Annotated in this window: 22 protein-coding genes, 1 tRNA gene and 1 pseudogene; 12 read left to right on the top strand and 12 right to left on the bottom strand. The window is 61.3% G+C overall.

The genetic code is table 11. The annotated features are described in order from the left end of the window. Positions 1 to 317: 317 nt before the first annotated feature. The 8 genes from ACFHWW_RS23755 (at position 318) to ACFHWW_RS23720 (ending at position 9,433) form a co-directional block, all read left to right on the top strand. Entirely contained in the window at positions 318 to 2,186 is a 1,869-nt protein-coding gene (locus tag ACFHWW_RS23755; RefSeq protein ID WP_275597886.1) for a TRAP transporter large permease subunit, read from the top strand. Positions 2,187 to 2,234: 48 nt separating this feature from the next. After that, the gene (locus tag ACFHWW_RS23750; RefSeq protein ID WP_379941168.1) at positions 2,235 to 3,245 is read left to right on the top strand and encodes a TRAP transporter substrate-binding protein; all 1,011 of its coding nucleotides are present in this window, start codon (positions 2,235 to 2,237) and stop codon (positions 3,243 to 3,245) included. Between the two features lie 108 nt (positions 3,246 to 3,353). Then, entirely contained in the window at positions 3,354 to 4,157 is an 804-nt protein-coding gene (locus tag ACFHWW_RS23745) for an SDR family NAD(P)-dependent oxidoreductase (protein WP_100673194.1), read from the top strand. Between the two features lie 3 nt (positions 4,158 to 4,160). Then, positions 4,161 to 5,009 (top strand): IclR family transcriptional regulator, encoded by an 849-nt coding sequence (locus ACFHWW_RS23740; RefSeq protein ID WP_338282959.1) that lies wholly within the window; start codon positions 4,161 to 4,163, stop codon positions 5,007 to 5,009. Further along, complete coding sequence (locus ACFHWW_RS23735; RefSeq protein WP_275597890.1) at positions 5,006 to 6,175, top strand: acetyl-CoA acetyltransferase; 1,170 nt, start codon at positions 5,006 to 5,008, stop codon at positions 6,173 to 6,175. The genes ACFHWW_RS23740 and ACFHWW_RS23735 overlap by 4 nt, the downstream gene beginning before the upstream one ends. Then, entirely contained in the window at positions 6,172 to 7,821 is a 1,650-nt protein-coding gene (locus ACFHWW_RS23730; RefSeq protein WP_379941165.1) for an acyl-CoA synthetase, read from the top strand. The genes ACFHWW_RS23735 and ACFHWW_RS23730 overlap by 4 nt, the downstream gene beginning before the upstream one ends. Further along, complete coding sequence (locus ACFHWW_RS23725) at positions 7,818 to 8,579, top strand: SDR family NAD(P)-dependent oxidoreductase (RefSeq protein WP_379941163.1); 762 nt, start codon at positions 7,818 to 7,820, stop codon at positions 8,577 to 8,579. Before ACFHWW_RS23730 ends, ACFHWW_RS23725 begins: the two co-directional genes overlap by 4 nt. Further along, entirely contained in the window at positions 8,576 to 9,433 is an 858-nt protein-coding gene (locus tag ACFHWW_RS23720; RefSeq protein ID WP_379941161.1) for a PCC domain-containing protein, read from the top strand. The genes ACFHWW_RS23725 and ACFHWW_RS23720 overlap by 4 nt, the downstream gene beginning before the upstream one ends. 16 nt (positions 9,434 to 9,449) lie before the next feature. On the opposite strand, the gene ACFHWW_RS23715 is transcribed toward ACFHWW_RS23720, so the two are convergent. Both ACFHWW_RS23715 and ACFHWW_RS23710 read right to left on the bottom strand, forming a co-directional pair. Beyond that, the gene (locus tag ACFHWW_RS23715; RefSeq protein ID WP_379941159.1) at positions 9,450 to 9,713 is read right to left on the bottom strand and encodes a hypothetical protein; all 264 of its coding nucleotides are present in this window, start codon (positions 9,711 to 9,713) and stop codon (positions 9,450 to 9,452) included. Between the two features lie 154 nt (positions 9,714 to 9,867). Next, the gene (locus tag ACFHWW_RS23710; RefSeq protein WP_275597895.1) at positions 9,868 to 10,515 is read right to left on the bottom strand and encodes an outer membrane protein; all 648 of its coding nucleotides are present in this window, start codon (positions 10,513 to 10,515) and stop codon (positions 9,868 to 9,870) included. Between the two features lie 267 nt (positions 10,516 to 10,782). Between ACFHWW_RS23710 and ACFHWW_RS23705 the strand changes: the two genes are divergently transcribed. Next, positions 10,783 to 11,778, top strand: coding sequence for a GlxA family transcriptional regulator (locus ACFHWW_RS23705; protein ID WP_100673202.1), 996 nt, complete (start codon positions 10,783 to 10,785; stop codon positions 11,776 to 11,778). Between the two features lie 215 nt (positions 11,779 to 11,993). Here ACFHWW_RS23705 and ACFHWW_RS23700 read toward each other — a convergent pair whose 3' ends face one another. The 3 genes from ACFHWW_RS23700 to ACFHWW_RS23690 all read right to left on the bottom strand — a co-directional run bounded on the left by ACFHWW_RS23700 (position 11,994) and on the right by ACFHWW_RS23690 (position 14,341). After that, the gene (locus ACFHWW_RS23700) at positions 11,994 to 12,305 is read right to left on the bottom strand and encodes a hypothetical protein (protein WP_018095009.1); all 312 of its coding nucleotides are present in this window, start codon (positions 12,303 to 12,305) and stop codon (positions 11,994 to 11,996) included. 324 nt (positions 12,306 to 12,629) lie between these two features. Then, entirely contained in the window at positions 12,630 to 13,037 is a 408-nt protein-coding gene (locus ACFHWW_RS23695; protein ID WP_003530981.1) for a DUF1236 domain-containing protein, read from the bottom strand. Positions 13,038 to 13,939: 902 nt separating this feature from the next. Next, positions 13,940 to 14,341 (bottom strand): DUF1236 domain-containing protein, encoded by a 402-nt coding sequence (locus tag ACFHWW_RS23690; protein WP_275600051.1) that lies wholly within the window; start codon positions 14,339 to 14,341, stop codon positions 13,940 to 13,942. A gap of 217 nt (positions 14,342 to 14,558) precedes the next feature. Here ACFHWW_RS23690 and ACFHWW_RS23685 point away from each other — a divergent pair. Beyond that, positions 14,559 to 14,859: pseudogene (locus tag ACFHWW_RS23685) on the top strand (hypothetical protein). A gap of 73 nt (positions 14,860 to 14,932) precedes the next feature. Here the strand turns inward: ACFHWW_RS23685 and ACFHWW_RS23680 are convergent. The 6 genes from ACFHWW_RS23680 to ACFHWW_RS23655 all read right to left on the bottom strand — a co-directional run bounded on the left by ACFHWW_RS23680 (position 14,933) and on the right by ACFHWW_RS23655 (position 17,157). After that, positions 14,933 to 15,172 carry a hypothetical protein gene (locus ACFHWW_RS23680; RefSeq protein WP_018095003.1) on the bottom strand — a complete coding sequence of 80 codons (240 nt, stop codon included), beginning with the start codon at positions 15,170 to 15,172 and terminating at the stop codon, positions 14,933 to 14,935. A gap of 447 nt (positions 15,173 to 15,619) precedes the next feature. Beyond that, positions 15,620 to 15,883 (bottom strand): hypothetical protein, encoded by a 264-nt coding sequence (locus ACFHWW_RS23675; protein ID WP_018095002.1) that lies wholly within the window; start codon positions 15,881 to 15,883, stop codon positions 15,620 to 15,622. A 39-nt stretch (positions 15,884 to 15,922) separates the two neighbouring features. Next, entirely contained in the window at positions 15,923 to 16,087 is a 165-nt protein-coding gene (locus ACFHWW_RS23670; RefSeq protein ID WP_379941155.1) for a hypothetical protein, read from the bottom strand. Positions 16,088 to 16,245: 158 nt separating this feature from the next. Beyond that, entirely contained in the window at positions 16,246 to 16,425 is a 180-nt protein-coding gene (locus tag ACFHWW_RS23665; RefSeq protein WP_275597898.1) for a hypothetical protein, read from the bottom strand. Positions 16,426 to 16,444: 19 nt separating this feature from the next. Continuing rightward, a complete protein-coding gene (locus tag ACFHWW_RS23660; protein ID WP_026168598.1) occupies positions 16,445 to 16,750 on the bottom strand; it encodes a hypothetical protein in 306 nt (101 codons plus the stop codon). A gap of 161 nt (positions 16,751 to 16,911) precedes the next feature. Further along, positions 16,912 to 17,157, bottom strand: a complete 246-nt coding sequence (locus tag ACFHWW_RS23655; RefSeq protein WP_018094998.1) for a membrane protein — start codon at positions 17,155 to 17,157, stop codon at positions 16,912 to 16,914. A 180-nt stretch (positions 17,158 to 17,337) separates the two neighbouring features. Here ACFHWW_RS23655 and ACFHWW_RS23650 point away from each other — a divergent pair, with 180 nt between their 5' ends. Further along, a complete protein-coding gene (locus ACFHWW_RS23650; RefSeq protein ID WP_275597900.1) occupies positions 17,338 to 17,634 on the top strand; it encodes a hypothetical protein in 297 nt (98 codons plus the stop codon). Positions 17,635 to 17,758: 124 nt separating this feature from the next. Here ACFHWW_RS23650 and ACFHWW_RS23645 read toward each other — a convergent pair. Continuing rightward, positions 17,759 to 17,834, bottom strand: a tRNA-Lys gene (locus tag ACFHWW_RS23645). Positions 17,835 to 18,074: 240 nt separating this feature from the next. On the opposite strand from ACFHWW_RS23645, the gene ACFHWW_RS23640 reads away from it, so the two are divergent. Continuing rightward, entirely contained in the window at positions 18,075 to 18,818 is a 744-nt protein-coding gene (locus tag ACFHWW_RS23640) for a cytochrome c biogenesis CcdA family protein (protein ID WP_026168597.1), read from the top strand. Positions 18,819 to 18,907: the final 89 nt, after the last annotated feature.

Raw genomic sequence — 18,907 nt, 5'->3', positions numbered from 1 at the left:
CTCGCACCAGGCGACCACGGGGCCTACACTTGTTCCGCACGACACGATCAGGTTCACATTATGGACCTCAGTTAACGAGGAATATATTTATTATTCAACGGTTTAGTTCAGCGTGTTGCTTGATGTTTTCCTTTCACCTACAAAATGGACCTGATCGAACGTTGCTTTGGAGGGCGACGGACGATCTGGAATGTCGATCCGATGCATCCATTTTCTTCGGACGATACCTCCGGGAGGAGCTTTGACGTCGTTCATCCCGCCGCAATTCGCGCGGCTGGCGCGCAAGGCGATCGAACGGTTCGTAAGGGAGGAAGCCGATGACCACAACGACGGAGGGCGTGTCCGAATTCGCCGTGCTCGCCGAGACGATGGAGGCCCGGCCGGGTTCGCGGCTGATGCGCCCCGTCGAAGCGTTGTCCGCCGCTCTGCTTGTGGCGATCATCGCCATGCTGCTTACCGGCGTAGCCTTTCGCTACGGCCTGTCGAGACCGATCGTCTGGATCGATGAAGCCGCATCCATCGCCTTCCTGTGGCTGGCCATGCTCGGTTCGGCGATCGCGATCGATCGTTGCGAGCATCTGCGGCTGACCATTCTTCTCAATGCTCTCGGCGAAAGGGCCCGGCAGTTCACCGAAACGCTCGGCATGGTCGCCATCATGGCGTTCCTTCTCGTCCTGCTGCCGGCAGCCTACACCTATGCCGCCGGCGAAATGGACATCACTTCGTCGGCCTTGAACATCCCGGCGGGCTATCGTGCCGCGGCCATTGCAGTCGGCATGGTCCTGATGGTGCTGCTGGCCGTCGCTCAATTGATCAGAACCGCCAAGCCGTTCGACGTGGTGTTGGCCGTGGCATTCGTGCTCGCGGTCGCTTTGGTGCTCTGGTTGCTGACGCCTGCGCTCAGCTCGTTCGGCAACGGCAACATTCTGATCTTTCTCGTCGGCGGTGCTGCCATCTGCCTCGCGATGGGCGTTCCGATCGCCTTCTGCTTCGGCATCGCGACGCTTCTGTTTCTCGCCTTCACGACATCGATGCCGCTGGTCGTCATGATCGGCCGCATGGACGAGGGCATGTCCAGCCTCATTCTGCTGTCGGTCCCGGTCTTCGTGCTTCTCGGCTGCATTCTGGACGCGACCGGGATGGGCAAGGCGATCGTCGATTTCCTCGCCTCCATGCTCGGCCACGTCAAGGCCGGCATGTCCTACGTTCTGTTGGGCTCGCTCTTTCTCGTGTCCGGCATTTCCGGGTCGAAAGTCTCGGACATGGCGACGGTTGCCCCGGCGCTGTTTCCGGAGATGAAGCGCCGGGGTCACAAGCCGAAGGAAATGATAGCGCTGCTCGCGACCGGGGCCGCCATGGCCGACACCGTGCCGCCGAGCATCGTGCTGATCGTTCTCGGCTCTGTGGCCGGCGTTTCGATCGCCGCTCTGTTTACCAGCGGTTTTGCCATCGCTCTCGTGTTGCTGGTCGCGCTTGCCGCGCTTGCACGCATCAAGGCGGCCCGAGAAAATGTCGACGGCGTCGTGCGCCCGTCGCTGAAACACATCGGCGGCACGGCCCTGATCGCGGCGCCGGCCCTGGTACTGCCGTTCATCATCCGCAGCGCGGTCGCGAGCGGTGCGGCGACCGCGACCGAGGTCTCCACCATCGCGGTCGTCTACGCCTTCATCATCGGCACTGTCCTTTATGGCGGCATCGGCATGCGCCGGACCTACAGGATGCTGGTCGAGACCGCCGCGATGAGCGGTGCGATCCTCCTGATCCTCGGTACCGCCGCGGCGATGGCCTGGGCGCTCACCCAGACCGGGTTCGCCTTCGAGCTCACCGATATGATGAGCGGCCTGCCGGGTGGATGGTTCACCTTCATGCTGGTCTCGATCGCCCTGTTCATGCTGCTCGGCTGCGTGCTCGAAGGCCTCCCTGCGATCGTGCTCCTGGCGCCGATCATGTTTCCGATCGCGCGTGCGATGGGGATCCATGACGTCCACTATTCCATGGTCATCGTCACCGCGATGAACGTCGGACTGATGGCACCGCCGATCGGCATCGGCTTCTACATCGCCTGCAAGATCGGCAACGTTTCGCCCGACGAAGCCATGGGAGCGATCTGGCCCTATATCGGCGCGATGGTGCTTGGCCTCTTGTTGATCGCCGCCGTGCCGTGGTTCTCGCTCGCATTGCTGTGAGCCCGCCATCCCATATTCATCATCGACGATCAGGAGGAGAACAGAGCGATGAAAATAACCCGTAGAACGATGCTGCTCGGCACTGGAGCAGTTGCGCTTGGGGCTTCGATCCGCACCAGGGCCCATGCCGCGGACTTCACCTATAAGCTGGCAAACAACCTGCCGGTCACCCATCCGCTCAACATTCGCCTGAAGGAAGCCGCCGACAAGATCCTGGAGGAGACGGGCGGCCGCCTGAAGATCAACATCTTCCCGAGCAGTCAGCTCGGCAACGACACCGAAACGCTTTCGCAGCTTCGCAACGGCGCAACCGAGTTCTTCTCGCTCTCGCCGCTGATCCTCTCGACCCTGGTGCCCAACGCTGCCATCAGCGGCATCGGCTTCGCCTTCCCCGACTACGACACGGTCTGGAAGGCGATGGACGGAGAGCTGGGCGCCTATGCGCGCGGCGAGATCGAGAAGAAGGGCCTCGTGCCGATGGAGAAGATCTGGGACAACGGCTTTCGCCAGATCACCAGTTCGACCAAGCCGATCAACACGCCGGAGGACCTCAAGGGGTTCAAGATCCGCGTTCCGCCGAGCCCGCTCTGGCAATCCATGTTCACCGCCTTCGGGGCTGCACCGACCACGATCAATTTCGCGGAAGTCTACACGGCGCTCAGCACCGGCACCGTCGATGGCCAGGAAAACCCGCTGGCAATCGCCTCGACCGCCAAGCTCTACGAGGTGCAGAAACATTGCGCCATGACCAACCATATGTGGGACGGTTTCTGGATGCTGGCGAACAAGCAGGCCTGGGAAACCCTGCCGGAAGACATAAGGGAGATTGCGGCCAAACATCTCAACGAGTCGGCCATCGCCCAGCGCACCGATACCGCCAAGGTGAACGACACGGTACGCGAGCAGCTCACCCAAAGCGGCATGACGTTCACCGACCCGGACAAGGCAGCTTTCCGGGAGACGCTGAGATCGGCGGGTTTCTACGCCGAATGGAAGGGAAAATTCGGCGACGAGGCCTGGGCCATTCTCGAAAAGGCCGTAGGCACCAGCCTCGGCTGATCGCCTGAGCACGACGAGGCGGGCGGCCGTTCACCCGGCCGTTCGCCGACCGATGCAGCGACGCGGCGCGTTCTTCCACGAGCGCGTGGCGCCTTCCGAGGTTTCGAAGTGGCAGACCGTCTCAAGGGAAAATCGGCAATCGTCTTCGGTGCGGGTTCCTCCGGCCCCGGCTGGGGCAACGGCAAGGCTGCCGCCGTGCTTTATGCGCGTGAAGGCGCCAAGGTCGTCTGTGTCGACGTCGATAGGGAGGCAGCCGAGGAAACGGCGGCAATCATCACGGCGGAAGGCGGCCAGGCCCTAGCCGTCGCCGCAGACGTCACCGCTCTCGCATCTGTCGAAGCGGCGGTGGCGGCCGCACGGCAGGCATTCGGTACCATTTCCATTCTGCACAACAATGTGGGCGTCACGCATATGGGCGGACCGGTCGAGTTGTCGGAAGCGCAGTTCCAGCAATCGGTGGATCTCAATCTCGGCTCTGTGTTCCGCACCGCCAAGGCTGTCATCCCGCACATGATCGAAGCCGGCGGTGGCGCCGTCGTCAACATCTCGTCGCTCGCAGGCATCCGGTGGACCGGTTATCCCTACTTCGCCTATTACGCGACGAAGGCGGCGGTCAACCAGGCGACGGTCGCGATCGCGGCTCAATATGCGCCGCACGGAATCCGTGCGAACTGTGTCGTCCCCGGCTTGATCGACACGCCTCTGATCTACAAGCAGATCTCCTCGCAATACGCCTCCGCCGAGGAAATGGTGGCAGCCCGCAACGCGGCGCTTCCGGGCGGGCGTATGGGCGATGCCTGGGATGTCGCCAATGCAGCGCTTTTCCTTGCCTCCGACGAAGCGAAATTCATTACCGGCGTTTGTCTGCCGGTCGATGGCGGCCAGAGCTGCACGATCATGGGGGTACACTGAAACATGGGCGATGCGGCCGACAGGGACATGACCGGTTCGCAAAGCGTCGATCGTGCGGCCAAGCTCCTGTCGCTGGTCGGCCGCCAGATGGACGGCATGTCTCTGAGCGCCGTCGTGGAGCAGAGCGGCCTCAACAAACCAACGGTTCGCCGCCTCCTGCTTGCCCTGATCAGGGCCGGCCTCCTGGAGCAGGACGACCGCGACCGGCGCTACTATGTCGGTGAAGAAGCCTATGTGCTCGGCACCCTCGCATCGAGCCGGCACGGGCTCCTGCGCCTGTCGACGGAAAGCCTGCATCGCCTGGCGCAGAAGACCAGCGACTCCTGCTTTCTCTCCGTACGCCGCGGAGCGTCGTCGGTCTGTCTCCACCGGGAGGAGGGGAGCTTTCCGATCCGCACCCACGCACTCCAGGCGGGCTTCGTGCATCCGCTGGGCGTCGGCGCCGGCTCTCTGGCCATGCTCGCGGCTCTTTCGGACGAGGAGGTTTCGTCCGTTCTGGACCAGAATGCCGCCGTGCTCGAGGAGCAGTTTCCGATGCTTGGGCCGGACGAACTGCGCCGCCGCGTCGAGCTTGCTCGCGCTCAGGGCTATGCGGTCAATCCCGGCCTTATCCTCACCAACTCCTGGGGTGTGGGCGTCGCAATCCGCTATCCCGGCGGCGGCGTCGCCGGAGCCATCAGCATTGCCGCCATCGACAGCCGCATGCAGGAGCCGCGGCAGAGCGAGTTGGCAGCTCTTCTCAGGCAGGAAGCTTCACGCATCGAGAGCAAACTCGCCGAGCAGTTCCGTGAACGCGGGACGCGACACATAGCCTCCATTGCAAGACCTCTCAAAAGGAGATTGTCCAGATGACCAAGGCGCAGATCGTAGGCTGGGCCCACTCCCAGTTCGGCAAGACCGACTACGCGGACACAGAGGCGCTGATGGCCGCGGTCGCGGCGCCGGCACTTGCCCATGCCGGTCTTGCCGCCTCGGATGTCGACGGAATCTTTGTCGGAGTCATGAATGGCGGCTTCTCCAAGCAGGAGTTTCAGGCCGCACTTGTCGGCATGACCGACGAGGCCCTTGCTCACGTCCCGTCCGTGCGGCTTGAAAATGCGTGCGCGACAGGCTCGGCGGCGATCTATACGGCGATGGACTTCATCGAGGCCGGCCGCGGCCGCATCGCGCTCGTCATCGGTGCCGAGAAGATGACCGCCGTTTCGACGGCAGCAGTCGGCGATATCCTTCTGGGCGGCAGCTACCGGAAAGAGGAAGGCGACGTGGAAGGGGGCTTTGCGGGCGTCTTCGGCCGCATAGCACAGCATTACTTCCAGCGTTACGGCGACCGTTCCGAGGAACTTGCGATGATCGCGGCCAAGAACCACGAAAACGGCGTAGCCAACCCTTACGCGCATATGCGAAGGGATTTCGGTTTTGCGTTCTGCAACACCGTTTCGGAGAAGAATCCGATCGTCGCGGCCCCCTTGCGCCGCACGGACTGCTCGCTCGTCTCGGACGGGGCGGCCGCCCTCGTGCTCGCCGACGCGGACACGGCTGCGACGCTGCAGCGGGCAATCGCCTTCCGAGCCCGCAGCCACGTCAACGACGTGTTTGCACTCAGCCGCCGGGACATGCTGGAATTCGACGGGCCACGGCGGGCCTGGAAAGCGGCACTTTCCATGGCCGGCGCCACGCTGGACGATCTCTCCTTCGTCGAGACGCATGACTGCTTCACCATAGCCGAGATGATCGAATACGAAGCGATGGGCCTGACCGCACCCGGCGAAGGCTACCGTGCGATCCGCGACGGAACCACCACCAGGAGCGGAAGCCTTCCGGTCAACCCCTCCGGCGGCTTGAAATCCAAGGGTCATCCGATCGGCGCGACGGGGGTCTCGATGCATGTCATTTCCGCCATGCAGCTTATGGAGGAGGCGGGCGAAATGCAGATTCCCGGCGCCGGTCTCGCCGGCATCTTCAACATGGGCGGCGCTGCCGTCGCAAACTATGTCTCCATCCTGGAACGGGCGAAATGACGAGCAACGAACCCCAGGGCGGCGTCACCCCCGTTTCGACGCGAGTCATGAACCTCGGCAATTTCCTTTCGCAGGCAGCGAGACGCAATCCGGACGAGATCGCCCTCGTTCACGGCGATCACCGGTGGCGCTGGAACGAGCTGGAGGCGCGGGTCGACGCCATGGCATATGCGTTCGTCCATGAGTTCGGCGTGCGCAAAGGAGACCGGATTCTCGTCCACTCCGCCAACTGCAACCAGATGTTCGAGTCCATGTTTGCGGCGTTCAGAGCAGGTGCGGTCTGGGTTCCGACGAATTTCCGCCAACTGCCGGAGGAGGTCGCCTATCTGGCCCAATCGAGCGGTGCCAGGCTGGTGATCTTCCAGGCCCCCTTCGAGGCCCATGCCGAAGCATGTCGGGCTGCGGGCGAGCAGATCGGATCATGCATTCCGATCGGCGCGTCACGGGTCGGCGAAGACTATGACGCGATCGTTGCGCGCAATCTTGGAAAATCGGTTTCGCCCGTTGCCGTCGATCGCGATGATCCATGCTGGTATTTCTATACGTCCGGCACCACCGGCCGACCCAAGGCTGCCGTGCTGACGCACGGGCAAATGGCCTTCGTCATCAACAATCATATCGGCGATCTCTTTCCGGCTACGACCCATCGCGACCGGTCGATCGTCGTTGCGCCGCTGTCGCACGGCGCCGGGATCCATCAGCTGTGCCAGGTCGCAAGGGGCGCAACCACGATCCTCTTGCCGTCCGAGAAGCTCGATATACCGCAGTTCTGGGCCCTCGTCGAAAAATGGAGGGTCAGCAACCTCTTCGCCGTACCGACTATCGTAAAGCTGCTCATCGAGGATCCGTCCGTCGACCGGTACGACCACTCGTCGCTGCGCTATGTCATCTATGCCGGTGCGCCGATGTACCGTGCCGACCAGAAAAAGGCACTGGAAAAGCTCGGCGCCGTCCTGGTGCAGTATTTCGGGCTCGGCGAAGTGACGGGAGCGATCACCGTCCTGCCTCCCGCCTTCCACAGCGCGGAGGATGGCCCGGATGCGCGTATCGGCACCTGCGGTTTCGAGCGGACGGGCATGCAGGTGCAGATCCAGGACGACGACGGCAACGAAGTCCCGGCGGGCGCGACCGGCGAGATCTGCGTGATCGGCCCGGCGGTTTTTGCCGGCTATTATCGGAACCCCGAGGCCAACGCCAAAGCGTTTCGCAACGGCTGGTTTCGGACCGGCGACCTTGGCCATGTCGATGCGCAAGGCTTCCTCTACATTACCGGCCGCGCCTCCGACATGTTCATTTCGGGCGGGTCCAACGTCTATCCGCGCGAGATCGAGGAAAAGCTCCTCATGCATCCGGATATCAGCGAGGCGGCGATCGTCGGCGTTCCCGATCCGGTCTGGGGAGAGGTCGGCATCGCGGTTTGCGTCGCACGTGACGGTGCGTCGGTCGACGCGGCGGCTCTGAGGGAATGGCTGGACGGGAAGATTGCGCGCTACAAGCTTCCGAAGAAGATCGTGTTCTGGTCCGAAATGCCAAAATCGGCCTATGGCAAGATCACCAAGAAGCTGATCCGCGAGGAACTCGAACGGCGCGGCGAACTGGACATCGGTTCCGTTGGCATCGGGGACCGCAGGAGTGCTGCCCCATGAGCGATGGAATGAAATCCGTACTCGTCACGGGAGGAGCATCCGGTATCGGCCTCGAAATAGCGAGGCTTCTGAACGGCCGCGGCTGGAGGGTCTATCTGGTGGATCGCAATGCCGATGCGCTGGCGGACGCATGTCGCGCGATCCCGATCGATCCCGCGCAGGCAATCGCCTGCAGCGTCACGGATGAAAAGGAGGTCGCATCGGCCATCGAGACCGCGGCGGCGAGGGCACCGCTGCGGGCGGTCATCAATTCGGCGGGCATCGCGATCGACAGGCCTGCCGTCGAGACCAGCGTCGACGATTTCCGCCGCATTCTGGACGTCAATCTGACCGGCACGTTCATCGTCTGCCGTGAGGCGGCGCGTCATTGGCTGGCGACGGCCACGCCCGGTGCAATCGTCAACATCTCCTCCGTATCGGGTATTATCGGCAACAAGGGACGCGCCGCCTACGGCGCCTCCAAAGGCGCGGTCAATCTGCTCACCTACATTCTCGCGACCGAGCTCGGACAGGATGGAATTCGCGTCAATGCCATCGCTCCCGGTGCCATCGACACGCCTTTGTCGCGTGCCGTCCATACGGATGACGTGCGTGCGCAATGGCACGAGCGCATCCCCCAGCGCCGCTACGGTTCGTCGCGCGAAGTCGCGGCCAGCGCGGCGTTCCTGATCTCGGAGGAGGCGAGCTATATCAACGGCCAGGTGCTGGCGGTCGATGGAGGATTCGTCAACGCCGGTCTGGCTTTGAAAGGACGATGATGCGGAGCCTCCGCCAACCCGGCGTGCCGTTCACGCCGAGGGTGATCTCTCTCGGGTGCCACGCCGAGAAGACGCGATTGACCTTCAAACCGGGCCGAAGCGTGCTCGAAGCCGTCCACGAGGCGCTCGCTGAAAAAGGCTGCGACAGCGCGATCGTGGAGGTCAGGGGCGGTGCGTTTGCGCCGCTTGCCTATGTCGCACCGACTCTCTCGCATGACGGTCTTCATGCCGCCTGGTACAGCGACATACATGCGCCTAATGGCCGCGCGCCCATCGAAGATCTGGTCATGACGTTCGGCCGGCGCGACGGGGAGCCGTTCCTGCACGGCCATGGTGTCTGGCGGCACGAGGACGGTTTCCGCGCGGCCGGGCACGTGATGCCGAAGGATTCGCAATTCGCCGAACCGGTGGAGGCGGAAGCCTGGATACTGTCGGGCGCCATCATGGATCAGCTGGAGGACAGCGAGACCCGATTCCGTCTGTTCACGCCTGTGCCTCATGCCGCCGCACCGGCCATCACTCCGCGGCGCGCCGTTCTCTGCCGGTTGAAGCCGAACGAACCGATCCATTCGGCGATCGAGCGCACGGCAGCCGAGCACGGAATCGAACGGGCGACGTTGCACGGCATCGGCAGCCTCGTCGGCTGCACGTTCGCCGACGGCCAGGTCATGGAATCGGCCGCTTCGGAATTGCTCATTCGCAAGGGGACGCTTTCACCCGATCGGAGCGGACAGGCCAAAGCGAAGCTCGATATCGCGATCGTCGATACGGAATGCACCATTTTCGAGGGTGAGATAGCCTACGGCGTTGACGCCGTTTGCATAACGTTCGAGGTGCTGATCGTCGAAGCGTGACGGTCGAGGGCGAGCCTCACTCCTTTTTCGCTGTGTTTCGCCGCTCGAGCAATTGCTGGAAAATATCGGCCTGCCGGTCTGCCGCCGAGCGTATGGCGGCAAGGTGGTCGAGCATCGCGCCGAAGGCGACGAGGAGGAGGCCGCCGGCAATCGCCGGAAAGGCCCAGGGGAGGACGGCGACGAGGGTTCTCACGTCGGGAGAGGGAACCAGTGTCAGCGCCAGCAAAACCAGCGTTCCGATGACGATCGCACCGCCCAAGAACTCCAGAAATCTTCCCATCCTTCCTCCCCGTATGTTTCGGCGGGCGCGGTTACATCCCATCCCGCTTCCGCAACCCGTGTCCTGATGCCTGCTGCGTTCTCATATCGGAGCCGATATGCCTCCAGAAAAAACCCGGCGATTGCCGGGTCCTTGATCGAAACTCCTGCGGCGATCAGAATTTCACGCCGACGCCGACGGTAAACTGGTGTTGGTCGAGGTCGACATCGACGCCGCCCACATCCTTGTCTCCGAAATCGTTGTAACGATATTCCGCGCGTCCGAAGACGCTGTCGGTGAAGCCGTAGTCGACACCCGCGCCGATGGTCCAGCCGTTGAAGGTTTCCTTTTCCTTGGGCGCGCCGGCGACGTCGACGAAGCCGCGCGTTACTGCCCAGCCGCCTGTGCCGTAAATCAGCGTCCGGTCGTTTACGGTGTAGCCGAGGCGGGCGCGCACGGATCCGGAAACATCCGTCCCGGTTTCGGTGTCAGATCCGAAGACGGTGACGGTCTCATCGTTCCAGTTGTAGCTGACATCGCCCTCGACGCCGACGACCCAGTCGCCATGCTGATAGTTGTAGCCGGCGAAGGCGCCGAAGAGGCCGCCGCTGAATTTTTCGGAGGCGCTGCCGCCCGGGACGCTGAGGTCGCTGTTCAACCAGCCACCCCCGCCCTGCAGGCCGAGATAACCGCCCGTCCATACGAAGCTGGATATCGTCTCGACCGTCGGCGCCGGCTCCGGTGCCTGTGCCAAATCGGCTGCATGGGCCGCTCCCCCGAGCAGCGAAGCCCCGAAGACTGCAACAAGCACATTTCTGATCATCACAGATGCCTCCTGTTGTTGCGGCAGAGATTAGCAACATATCGGGAGCGAGTCTGCGAAAAACAACGCCTTCGAACCGCCCGTCCGGGGGAAAGAAAGAGGGCCGGCGGTTCGTTCCGGCCGGCCCTTCCGAAAGTAGCGGAAAAAGGGGAACATCATCTCCGAGCGGGCCTGCAAATGCCCGCGAAGAGATCGATTGCCGGTCGATAATGCCCTAACGCTCGTTTGCCATTTGACATACTGCGCATAAAATTTGACGTTACGCGCATGATTGCGAACCGTTCTGCACAATCGCCGATTGAGGTCGTGGTGGTCGTCCTGCCCGAATCGTCGATCATGTCCTTTGCCTCGGTCCTCGATCCGATGCGCGCGGCAAATCGAGTGGCGGGGCACGAGGTCTTCCGCTGGCGGCTGCTGTCCGCCGACGGCCAGGCGGTGATGCTGACCTGCGGCGTCCCGATTGCCGTGGACGGAAGTTTCACCTTGCCCGTCGTGGGAGATCTTCTTCTCATCATCGGCGGGTTCAATCTTCAAAGGCACGCCGGCAAGCGCTTTCTCGCGACCCTGCAGGAATGTGCGCGACATTTCGACATCGTCGCAGGCGTCGAATCCGGGTGCTGGCTGCTCGGCCGTTCCGGGCTCATCAATGGCCGCAAGGCTACGGCCCATTGGGAGGAACTCGAAGATTTCAGCCAGGCGTTTCCCGAATTGGAGGTAATCGGCGACCGTTTCGTGATCGACGGCAAATACTGGACCTCAGGCGGCGCGTCGCCGACCTTCGACATGATGCTGCATCTCGTCGCCGAGAGGCTCGGGCCCGCACTGGCGCTCGATGTCGCGAGCATTTTCGTCTACGACCAGATGCACGGACCGACGGATGTCCAGCCTTTCGTTTCGCTCGGCCGCATAGAGGCACGCGACCCGGAGCTTGCCGCGGCCATCAGGCTCATGGAGCGCACGCTCGAACGTCCGATGACGGTCGCGGCGCTGGCGCGCCGGCTTTCCGTCTCGCAGCGCAAGCTCGAAACGCTCTTCGCCAAAGGCCTCTCGACGAGTCCCGGCGCCTATTACCTGCGCCTCAGGCTGCAGGTCGCCCACCGGCTCGTGCGTGATACCGGAATTCCGATGCGTGACATCGCCCTGCGTTGCGGATTCGACAGTCTCTCCGCCTTTTCGCGCGCCTATCGCCGCGAATACCGGACGAGCGCTTTGAAAATGCGCAGTGCACGTGGCGCAGGCGTTACACCGGACGCATCAGGCTGAGGTCTGTTGAAATCCGGATAGCCGCCGCGGCTTTGTTTTCCTCATTCCTGTGCTTGTCACAGGAATCCAGCCAGACCAAGTCCTTGGGCTGAAAGAACGCTTCCCGCGCCGCAGACGCGGCGCTGCTCTCATCCCTGTACAGCGCCGCGCGTCTTACGAGACGCGCAACGGCCGCTGTAGTGATCGAGAGGGGCAATCGACTTGCGCCAGAACGGTCACCTTCGTGCGTGTCCGGTCGACCCGGCAAGTGAGCAGGCCTCTTCGAATTCCTTGACCGTCTCCGGTTCGTTGTCCTCCGGCAGCACGGCATCAGCCATGTCGGCGCGGTCAGCCGAAGCGGCTGCATCGCCTTCGTAGACATAGGACTGGATGTAATAGGCCAGTTCACCCTTCCATACGTTCCTGCCGTCTATCTGCCGGCAGGCCACGGCAGTTTCGAAGTCGGACTGGAGATCATCGACCGTCGCGGTGGCCGAGACGAGACTCGAAGGCGCCGCGAGTGAGGCAATCAACAAAGCGGTAAACATGGTGGCAGCCCTCCGGAAGCGAACCTAGGGGGAAACGGCGGGATGATTCCTTAGTTCCCCTCGATAGAGGGCGATTCCGATTCGGAAGGAAGCAGCAATTTTACATGAATCAGTTTTTGCTGAAAAGCGATGTGTATGTGCCACACCACCCAAATGCGCGGAAACGAGAGCTTGAGCATTTCCGCGAACCGAAGAAGCGCGGAAATGCTCTGGATCACGGTGATTTCAGGCCGTGTCGACCAGGATCATGAACATGATCTATAAATTGGAGCGGGATGCGGTTGAAAAGCGCAAAGACTTTTCCTCATCCCGCTCCAATGCCTCTTACTGAACGACCTGGACGACCGTGTAGGTTCTTGGGTCGACGATCACGCGTTGGTTGTTGACCACGGCGAACGCGTAGGAGGGATTCTCGGGAACGGGCGTCAGAGCCACGGTCCGCGGTAGCGGACGACCGACGGCGATCCGCTCCTGCAGGACCACGGTATCGGCGGGAACCGGCTGCTGTCGCACATAGGTTACGACCTGCTGCGGCGGAGGAGCGATAACAGCGCCGGCGACGAGGCCGACCGCACCGCCGATGGCAGCGCCGACGGGACCGCCAACAATAGCGCCGGTAACGGCTCCGCCAGCGGCACCCGTCACCGCACCTTGGTTGGTGTCGTTTGCAATAGCGGGCGCGGCAAAGATGCCCGTTGCGATCGCAGTAACAATGAAGATCTTGGCGTTCATCTATCGTACTCCCTTGATATACGATGGTAGAACGACGTATCGTTCAATTTGTTCCTGATCTTACTAGCTGATAATTTCTTCTATACAGTAACGTTACGTTACCTGAGTGAAATATGCCGTGACGACAGGCGAGTTACCGACGCGATCCGGTGGTTGGGGAAAGCCCCAGAGCGGCGCTGCCCGAAGGGACTACTGGGACACCGCTCTGGGGCCACTCGCGGGGTCCGCCGTCCAGCGGCGGCTGGCTTCGGACCTCCCGATCTCTCTGCAACAATCGCCGATGGATTTGCTGCAGCCTTCCATGCGAACAATATCGCAGCCGGCAGCCCAGCGTATCGGACCTTTGGCCGGCCAAGAGCCTTATTATCCAGGGACCAAAGTCCGGCAGATCAGTGATTTGTCTGCGTCTACGGCCGCATCCGCCGCAAACCGCGCACGCATCGAAGCCGCGGCGGGACGTGGAGTTACGGCGATAAAAAAGCCCCGCTCGATGGCGGGGCAGGCACGCATCCGCTTGGCAAACGAAATGCGGGGAAAGATGTAGCTCCAATGCAGCTACGACGCGGACGCTATCTCTGAGCCGGACTGGTGGGAAGGTCTGAATCTCGGTTTCCGGTACGCCGCTGCGAAAAAATCCGCGGGGTCCGTGAGGGATGCGGAAAAAGCCGAGGTCGGCTGGCCGCCATGGAGCCGATCTTCTCAGTTCAGCTCAAGCCGAAGAACGACAAGATCGCTATCACGATCACAACGAGGCCGACGAGGTAGATAATCTGGTTCATCGATCAACTCCTTTCTTCACGAGTGAACGGCCACGCCGCGGGTAAGTTCCAGGCCGGCGATAAACGCGGGGCCGGCCTGGGGCCTTAAACTGAGCGTGCGAGGGCCGCTCTCACCGCCGTAGGTCAGTTGATGACCTGAACGACCGTGCGCGATTTCGGCTCCACGATGACACGCTGCTCATTGACCACCGCATATGCATAGGTCGGATTCTGCGGGACCGGCGTCAGCATAACCGTTTCGGGAACAGGCTTGCCGACCGCAATCGGCTGCTGAACGACCACCGATGGCGGTGCCGGCTGCTGCTGAACATAAGTGACCACTTCGGGGGGAGGCGGCGTGAGTGCGCCGCCGAGCGTGGCGCCTACCACCGCGCCGACCCCGGCTCCGATCGGGCCGCCGATAATGGCGCCGGTGGCGGCACCGCCGACCATGCCGGTTGCCGCGTTGGTACCGTCGGCTTGCTGCGCGACAGCACCGCTGGCGATGAGCGCGACAGTCGCAGTAATAAATACGAGCTTCTTCATAGCATTTCCTCTCGTTGAACTCGTCACTCAACGGGGAAATAAGCAAGCGGTTCCACTCCTTGGACTTTAGTCCGACTCAATGCCAGACGATTTCCCGATTAATCGTGCGGACTTCGGGGATATATTTCCTTGATAGTGAATTTTCTTGAGTAGGGCTCGTTCATCAGCGGTTCAGTCATGATGGCCCAAGCTCATAGGCAGCGACAAGGAGTCGATGATGAAAAAGCTCTCATCCGCCCTCACAGCCTTAGTCCTGGCTGCGCCTTTTTCCCTTCCGGTAAGCGCCGCACCGATATTCGTGCCTGTGCCGGAGCAGGTGAAGACCGACGCTGCCGAGCAGGTCAATCACCGGCGCCATCGCCATTGGCGCACGCAGCGCCACTGGAACAGACGCTACGCTTCGCGTTCCTGCCGCTACTACGGCAGGTGCTATCCGCCGCCATTACAGGCACTATAGCTATCGAGACTATTACCGCTACCATCGGCGGCCGGGCGTGACGATCTACTTCAATTTCTAGCGACGGTTCACACGGATGCTAGTCCTTCCTCGAAGCGCATTCGGGGAGGGATTTCTTTCGCGGCGGATGGATGTCACCGGTGCCAACGCGCACCACGGGCATTCCTACGAAACTTTGCAAGCGATCGTCTGAGTTTCGTCATGTTCTGAGCGACTTGCTCGATCGTGAGCAAGTGCTTTTCATTCTCCAACACGATGGCAGTCCCACATCTCCTGCAAGGGAGTTCGTCGTTCGCTTTCACCCAAGCGACGGGCTTACTGGTCTCATGGCCGCATTCGGGGCAGGGGATACCGATCTCTTCATTATCGAACATGGCAGCACTCCGGTTGAGTACGAATCACAGCACAACCTATTTCGAGGCGCAATGCTTACTCTCTGACTAAAATGGGCTAGAAACGGTGGTCGCGACCGCATCCTTATGGGCATGAGGGAGAGCCAACGCTTCGGTGTGCGGCTGTCTCAAGTCGGCTGTCCGAGCAGTACCAATGGCCACGAAAAAGCCCCGCACGATGGCGGGGCAAGCCCTCATCCAGTTGCCTTCATTGGACTCGGGGACGCAGCCGGAATGCAGCTGCGCAGAGACGCTATCTGCGGTTTCATCAGCGAGAAAGGTCTGATTCCGCGATTCCGGTACGCCTCTTCAAAATACATAGGCAGGTAAAGCGCTTTTGCACATTTACATCAAGCGCGATTTTCCGCCTCCTGATCACATCAGCGGCATCGGACCAATGCCAATCATCCAGGCGCGCGGAATGCAGCGTCAATGGACGGTGCGGATCGACTGATCGAGAAAGCTGCGTATCCCGTCGCGATGGACGGTCGCCAGAAATTCCTGGAAAGCATCGCGATCGGTAGCGAACAGATCATCCCAGACGGTCGAATATCCCTCTTGATCGACGACCTCAAGCGTCCAGTCCGCATTGGTGCCGGCCGGGCGGTATATGCCGATGGTGACCATGATGTCGTCATCGACAAATTCGCCGGAGAACTCGGAAAACTCGTACTGCTGTTCGTTTTCGGTCATCGATCTCTTATAGCATGTGGGAGTGCCGAGGGGCAGCCTTCATGACGTCACCCCTGTATGTACGCAGGTATATCTGTTCGGGTCCCAGGTGCCGTCCTGACAGGGGACATCGGCAATGCCGGATACGAGCAGGAACAGCAGCAGCACTGCGATCAGAATGGCCGCCAGGGCGAGCAGTCTCATGGCGCGCACGTTACGCTTCAATATCGCTTGCTCCAGACCACGCCATGCTGATCTTTTCAGCGTTCAACTGAAGACAAATAGCAGCCAAACGAGCACAAAGGCGGAGATGATGATCACTGCCACCGCAATCAGTTCAACTCTTCGTCCCATCTTCTACGGCCATTCGGAAAATCATGTTGCTAACTTGGGGCAAACAGCAGAACCACAGCGATAACGGTCAACAACGGCCCCATCCAGCGAAAATGCCTTGTGAGTTGAACGAGCCACGGCACTTGAGTATTCGTCTGGACGAAGCCAAAACCTGCCGCTGTCATCCAGAGACCGGCGCCAAACATGATTATCTGATCGATATTGGCCATTGTCACAGGTTCGAACGTGTTACTTGGTCGGCTTCACAAGCGAGATGACCCGCGGCTTAGACGGCGCGTCCAGCCATTCGATCCACGTGTCACGTTCCTCGATCGTGTCGAAAAACCGCCAGAGCTTGTACTCTTCTTCGGTGGTGTCCAGCATCTCGCCGACGGTCACGAGTTCCAGGGGTAATGTCACCTCGTTGCCGTCGAACCGAACGAAATAGAGCCCCTCGGCAGCGAGCCGGATCACTTGACCGGTGGAGTAACTCCCATCGGCGGCGTCGACCGTAAAGTACATGCCGGTCAAGGTTTCAAAAATTTTGCTGCTCATCGCTTTCACATGCCAGTTCAGGAAATGGGAATCAGAGGTTCGCCCAGGCCGCCGGCAAAGGCAAGAGATCACCATGATAGACTCGGCGCCGCGTCGGATCAGAGCTTCAGTGGCCAGCGCGGTCACCATCTGCGCCCACACCAGCAGCGCCGGCCGGTAATCTACCGCCAGTAACTCCGCCCGTTGTCGATTGACGATCGGCCCATAACGTAGCCGATTGCGAAGGCGAGGGCGCCGACTGTGAGCGCCAGGCCGGTCGCTGTGTATGGGTGATCCGCGGCGCCGGCCACCACAGCGTTAGCCTCGCGGCTCACTGCGTCGGTGGCTGTCTTCGCTACCTTTCGGACGCCAGTGGGCGGTTCGGTCGGCGTCCCGGTGAAGCCGGCGCTCAGTTCGTCTTTGGCCATGTTGTTTCTCCTGCTGGGGAAGGAGGAACCGACGACCGGCGGGGAGGTTCCGGATATCAGTGAACCGACCGGATCTGCGCATTGCGTAGATTCGATTTAGCAGGACACCACCAACGCACCCATTCATCGGCAGTTCAGCCACCACGGTGCAATCTCATCCGCACCGAGGAGGATCCCTTCATGAGAAAGTTTTTGTTGGCCCTCACAGCCGCAGTTTTGGCTGCGTCCTTCGCCTTGCCTGCGAGAGCCGCGCCAATCTTCGTGCCTAGGCCAGAGCAGGTGAAGACGGGCGCGGTTGAGCAGGTCGACCACCGACGCAACTGGCGAGACAGCCATTGGAACAGGCGGCACGCCTGGCGTTCATGCCGCTACTACGGCAGGTGCTTCCCACGCTATGACTACACCCAGAGCTACGGCTACCGCGACGATTACCGCTACAACCGTCGACCGAGCGTCAATATTTACTTGAATTTCTAGCGGCTCGCCGACGCGGGCTTAGTGCAAGGCTGTGATTCTGATGCCGACGCCAAGCTGGCCGGGTGGCTGAAGGCGAGGGTAAAGCTAGAAGGATCATGCAAAGCGTTGTTTGATTGTCTTTTTATGGTGAGCGCGCAGGGATTCGAACCCTGGACCTACTGATTAAAAGTCAGTTGCTCTACCGGCTGAGCTACGCGCTCCCATGCCGGGCCTGCAGGCCCGGCGGAGTGGCCGGACATATGCACGCAGGCTTTGCGCCGGTCAACCCAAAAATTGCACTAAACCATGATTATGGGTTCGAAGCGAGCGGCCCTGTGCGCGGCCGTCCCCGTCGGTGCGGCCATGGCTCGGTGCGTCAAAATGATCGCCAAAAGGTGATTGGTTTCGCTCCGTACATGCGGGTAAGAAGGCGGCAAGTCGAGTGCCGGAGTTCTGATACCTTGTCGATTGCAGATATTTCCATCTGGACCGCCGTTCTGGCAGGTGCTCTGTCCTTTCTCTCGCCCTGCGTCCTGCCCCTGGTGCCGCCTTACCTGTGCTATATGGCAGGCGTTTCCGTCGACCAGTTCCGGGACGGAAATGCCGTGGCAACCGCAAGCACGCGCAGGGCCGTCCTGCCGGCGGCGCTGTTCTTCACGCTCGGCTTTGCGACGGTCTTCGTGGCGCTCGGGGCAGGCGCCTCTTCGATCGGTCTTTTGCTCAGGCAGCATCTCGATCTTCTTTCGCGCATAGGCGGGATCATCATCATCGTCATGGGATTGCATTTCCTCGGGGTCTTCCGGATCGGCCTGCTTGCCCGCGAGGCACGTTTCCAGGGTGGCAAGCCGGCGACCCTGTCTGGAGCCTATGTCATGGGTCTTGCCTTCGCCTTCGGCTGGACACCGTGTATCGGCCCGGTGCTGGGCACCATCCTGGGTGTTGCCGCCGCGCGCGATACGGTCGCCGACGGCGCTGCTCTGCTGGCGATCTATTCGCTCGGGCTCGCAGTGCCGTTCTGGATCGCGGCGGGCTTTTCCAGTGCCTTCATGCGTTTTCTTTCGCGTTTTCGCCGCCATCTGGGGCTCATCGAAAAGCTGATGGGCGCTCTGCTCGTCGCCGCCGGCCTTGCTTTCCTCTTCGGTTTCGTCAGTTCCGTCGCGATCTGGTTCCAGCAGACCTTCCCAATTCTCTCCCAAATCGGCTAAGCACGCCCAGCTACAGCTTCCGGACGGAAAACGTCACCCACTTTTCCCGGAAGCGCTGAGTCTTTAAACAACGCACTTCCGGACGGAAA

The sequence above is a fragment of the Sinorhizobium sp. P24N7 genome, from assembly GCF_042436655.1.
In the GTDB taxonomy this organism is placed as follows: Bacteria; Pseudomonadota; Alphaproteobacteria; order Rhizobiales; family Rhizobiaceae; genus Sinorhizobium; species Sinorhizobium meliloti_A.
Note: the sequence above shows the minus strand (reverse complement) of the source record. Positions and strands in the feature narration are given on the sequence as shown.

Coding starts and splice junctions, on each gene's coding strand:
- ACFHWW_RS23755 (WP_275597886.1), top strand. CDS start 318: ATGACCACAACGACGGAGGGCGTGTCCGAATTCGCCGTGCTCGCCGAG.
- ACFHWW_RS23750 (WP_379941168.1), top strand. CDS start 2,235: ATGAAAATAACCCGTAGAACGATGCTGCTCGGCACTGGAGCAGTTGCG.
- ACFHWW_RS23740 (WP_338282959.1), top strand. CDS start 4,161: ATGGGCGATGCGGCCGACAGGGACATGACCGGTTCGCAAAGCGTCGAT.
- ACFHWW_RS23735 (WP_275597890.1), top strand. CDS start 5,006: ATGACCAAGGCGCAGATCGTAGGCTGGGCCCACTCCCAGTTCGGCAAG.
- ACFHWW_RS23730 (WP_379941165.1), top strand. CDS start 6,172: ATGACGAGCAACGAACCCCAGGGCGGCGTCACCCCCGTTTCGACGCGA.
- ACFHWW_RS23725 (WP_379941163.1), top strand. CDS start 7,818: ATGAGCGATGGAATGAAATCCGTACTCGTCACGGGAGGAGCATCCGGT.
- ACFHWW_RS23720 (WP_379941161.1), top strand. CDS start 8,576: ATGATGCGGAGCCTCCGCCAACCCGGCGTGCCGTTCACGCCGAGGGTG.
- ACFHWW_RS23715 (WP_379941159.1), bottom strand. CDS start 9,713: ATGGGAAGATTTCTGGAGTTCTTGGGCGGTGCGATCGTCATCGGAACG.
- ACFHWW_RS23710 (WP_275597895.1), bottom strand. CDS start 10,515: ATGATCAGAAATGTGCTTGTTGCAGTCTTCGGGGCTTCGCTGCTCGGG.
- ACFHWW_RS23705 (WP_100673202.1), top strand. CDS start 10,783: ATGATTGCGAACCGTTCTGCACAATCGCCGATTGAGGTCGTGGTGGTC.
- ACFHWW_RS23700 (WP_018095009.1), bottom strand. CDS start 12,305: ATGTTTACCGCTTTGTTGATTGCCTCACTCGCGGCGCCTTCGAGTCTC.
- ACFHWW_RS23695 (WP_003530981.1), bottom strand. CDS start 13,037: ATGAACGCCAAGATCTTCATTGTTACTGCGATCGCAACGGGCATCTTT.
- ACFHWW_RS23690 (WP_275600051.1), bottom strand. CDS start 14,341: ATGAAGAAGCTCGTATTTATTACTGCGACTGTCGCGCTCATCGCCAGC.
- ACFHWW_RS23680 (WP_018095003.1), bottom strand. CDS start 15,172: ATGTTCGATAATGAAGAGATCGGTATCCCCTGCCCCGAATGCGGCCAT.
- ACFHWW_RS23675 (WP_018095002.1), bottom strand. CDS start 15,883: ATGACCGAAAACGAACAGCAGTACGAGTTTTCCGAGTTCTCCGGCGAA.
- ACFHWW_RS23665 (WP_275597898.1), bottom strand. CDS start 16,425: ATGGCCAATATCGATCAGATAATCATGTTTGGCGCCGGTCTCTGGATG.
- ACFHWW_RS23660 (WP_026168598.1), bottom strand. CDS start 16,750: ATGAGCAGCAAAATTTTTGAAACCTTGACCGGCATGTACTTTACGGTC.
- ACFHWW_RS23655 (WP_018094998.1), bottom strand. CDS start 17,157: ATGGCCAAAGACGAACTGAGCGCCGGCTTCACCGGGACGCCGACCGAA.
- ACFHWW_RS23650 (WP_275597900.1), top strand. CDS start 17,338: ATGAGAAAGTTTTTGTTGGCCCTCACAGCCGCAGTTTTGGCTGCGTCC.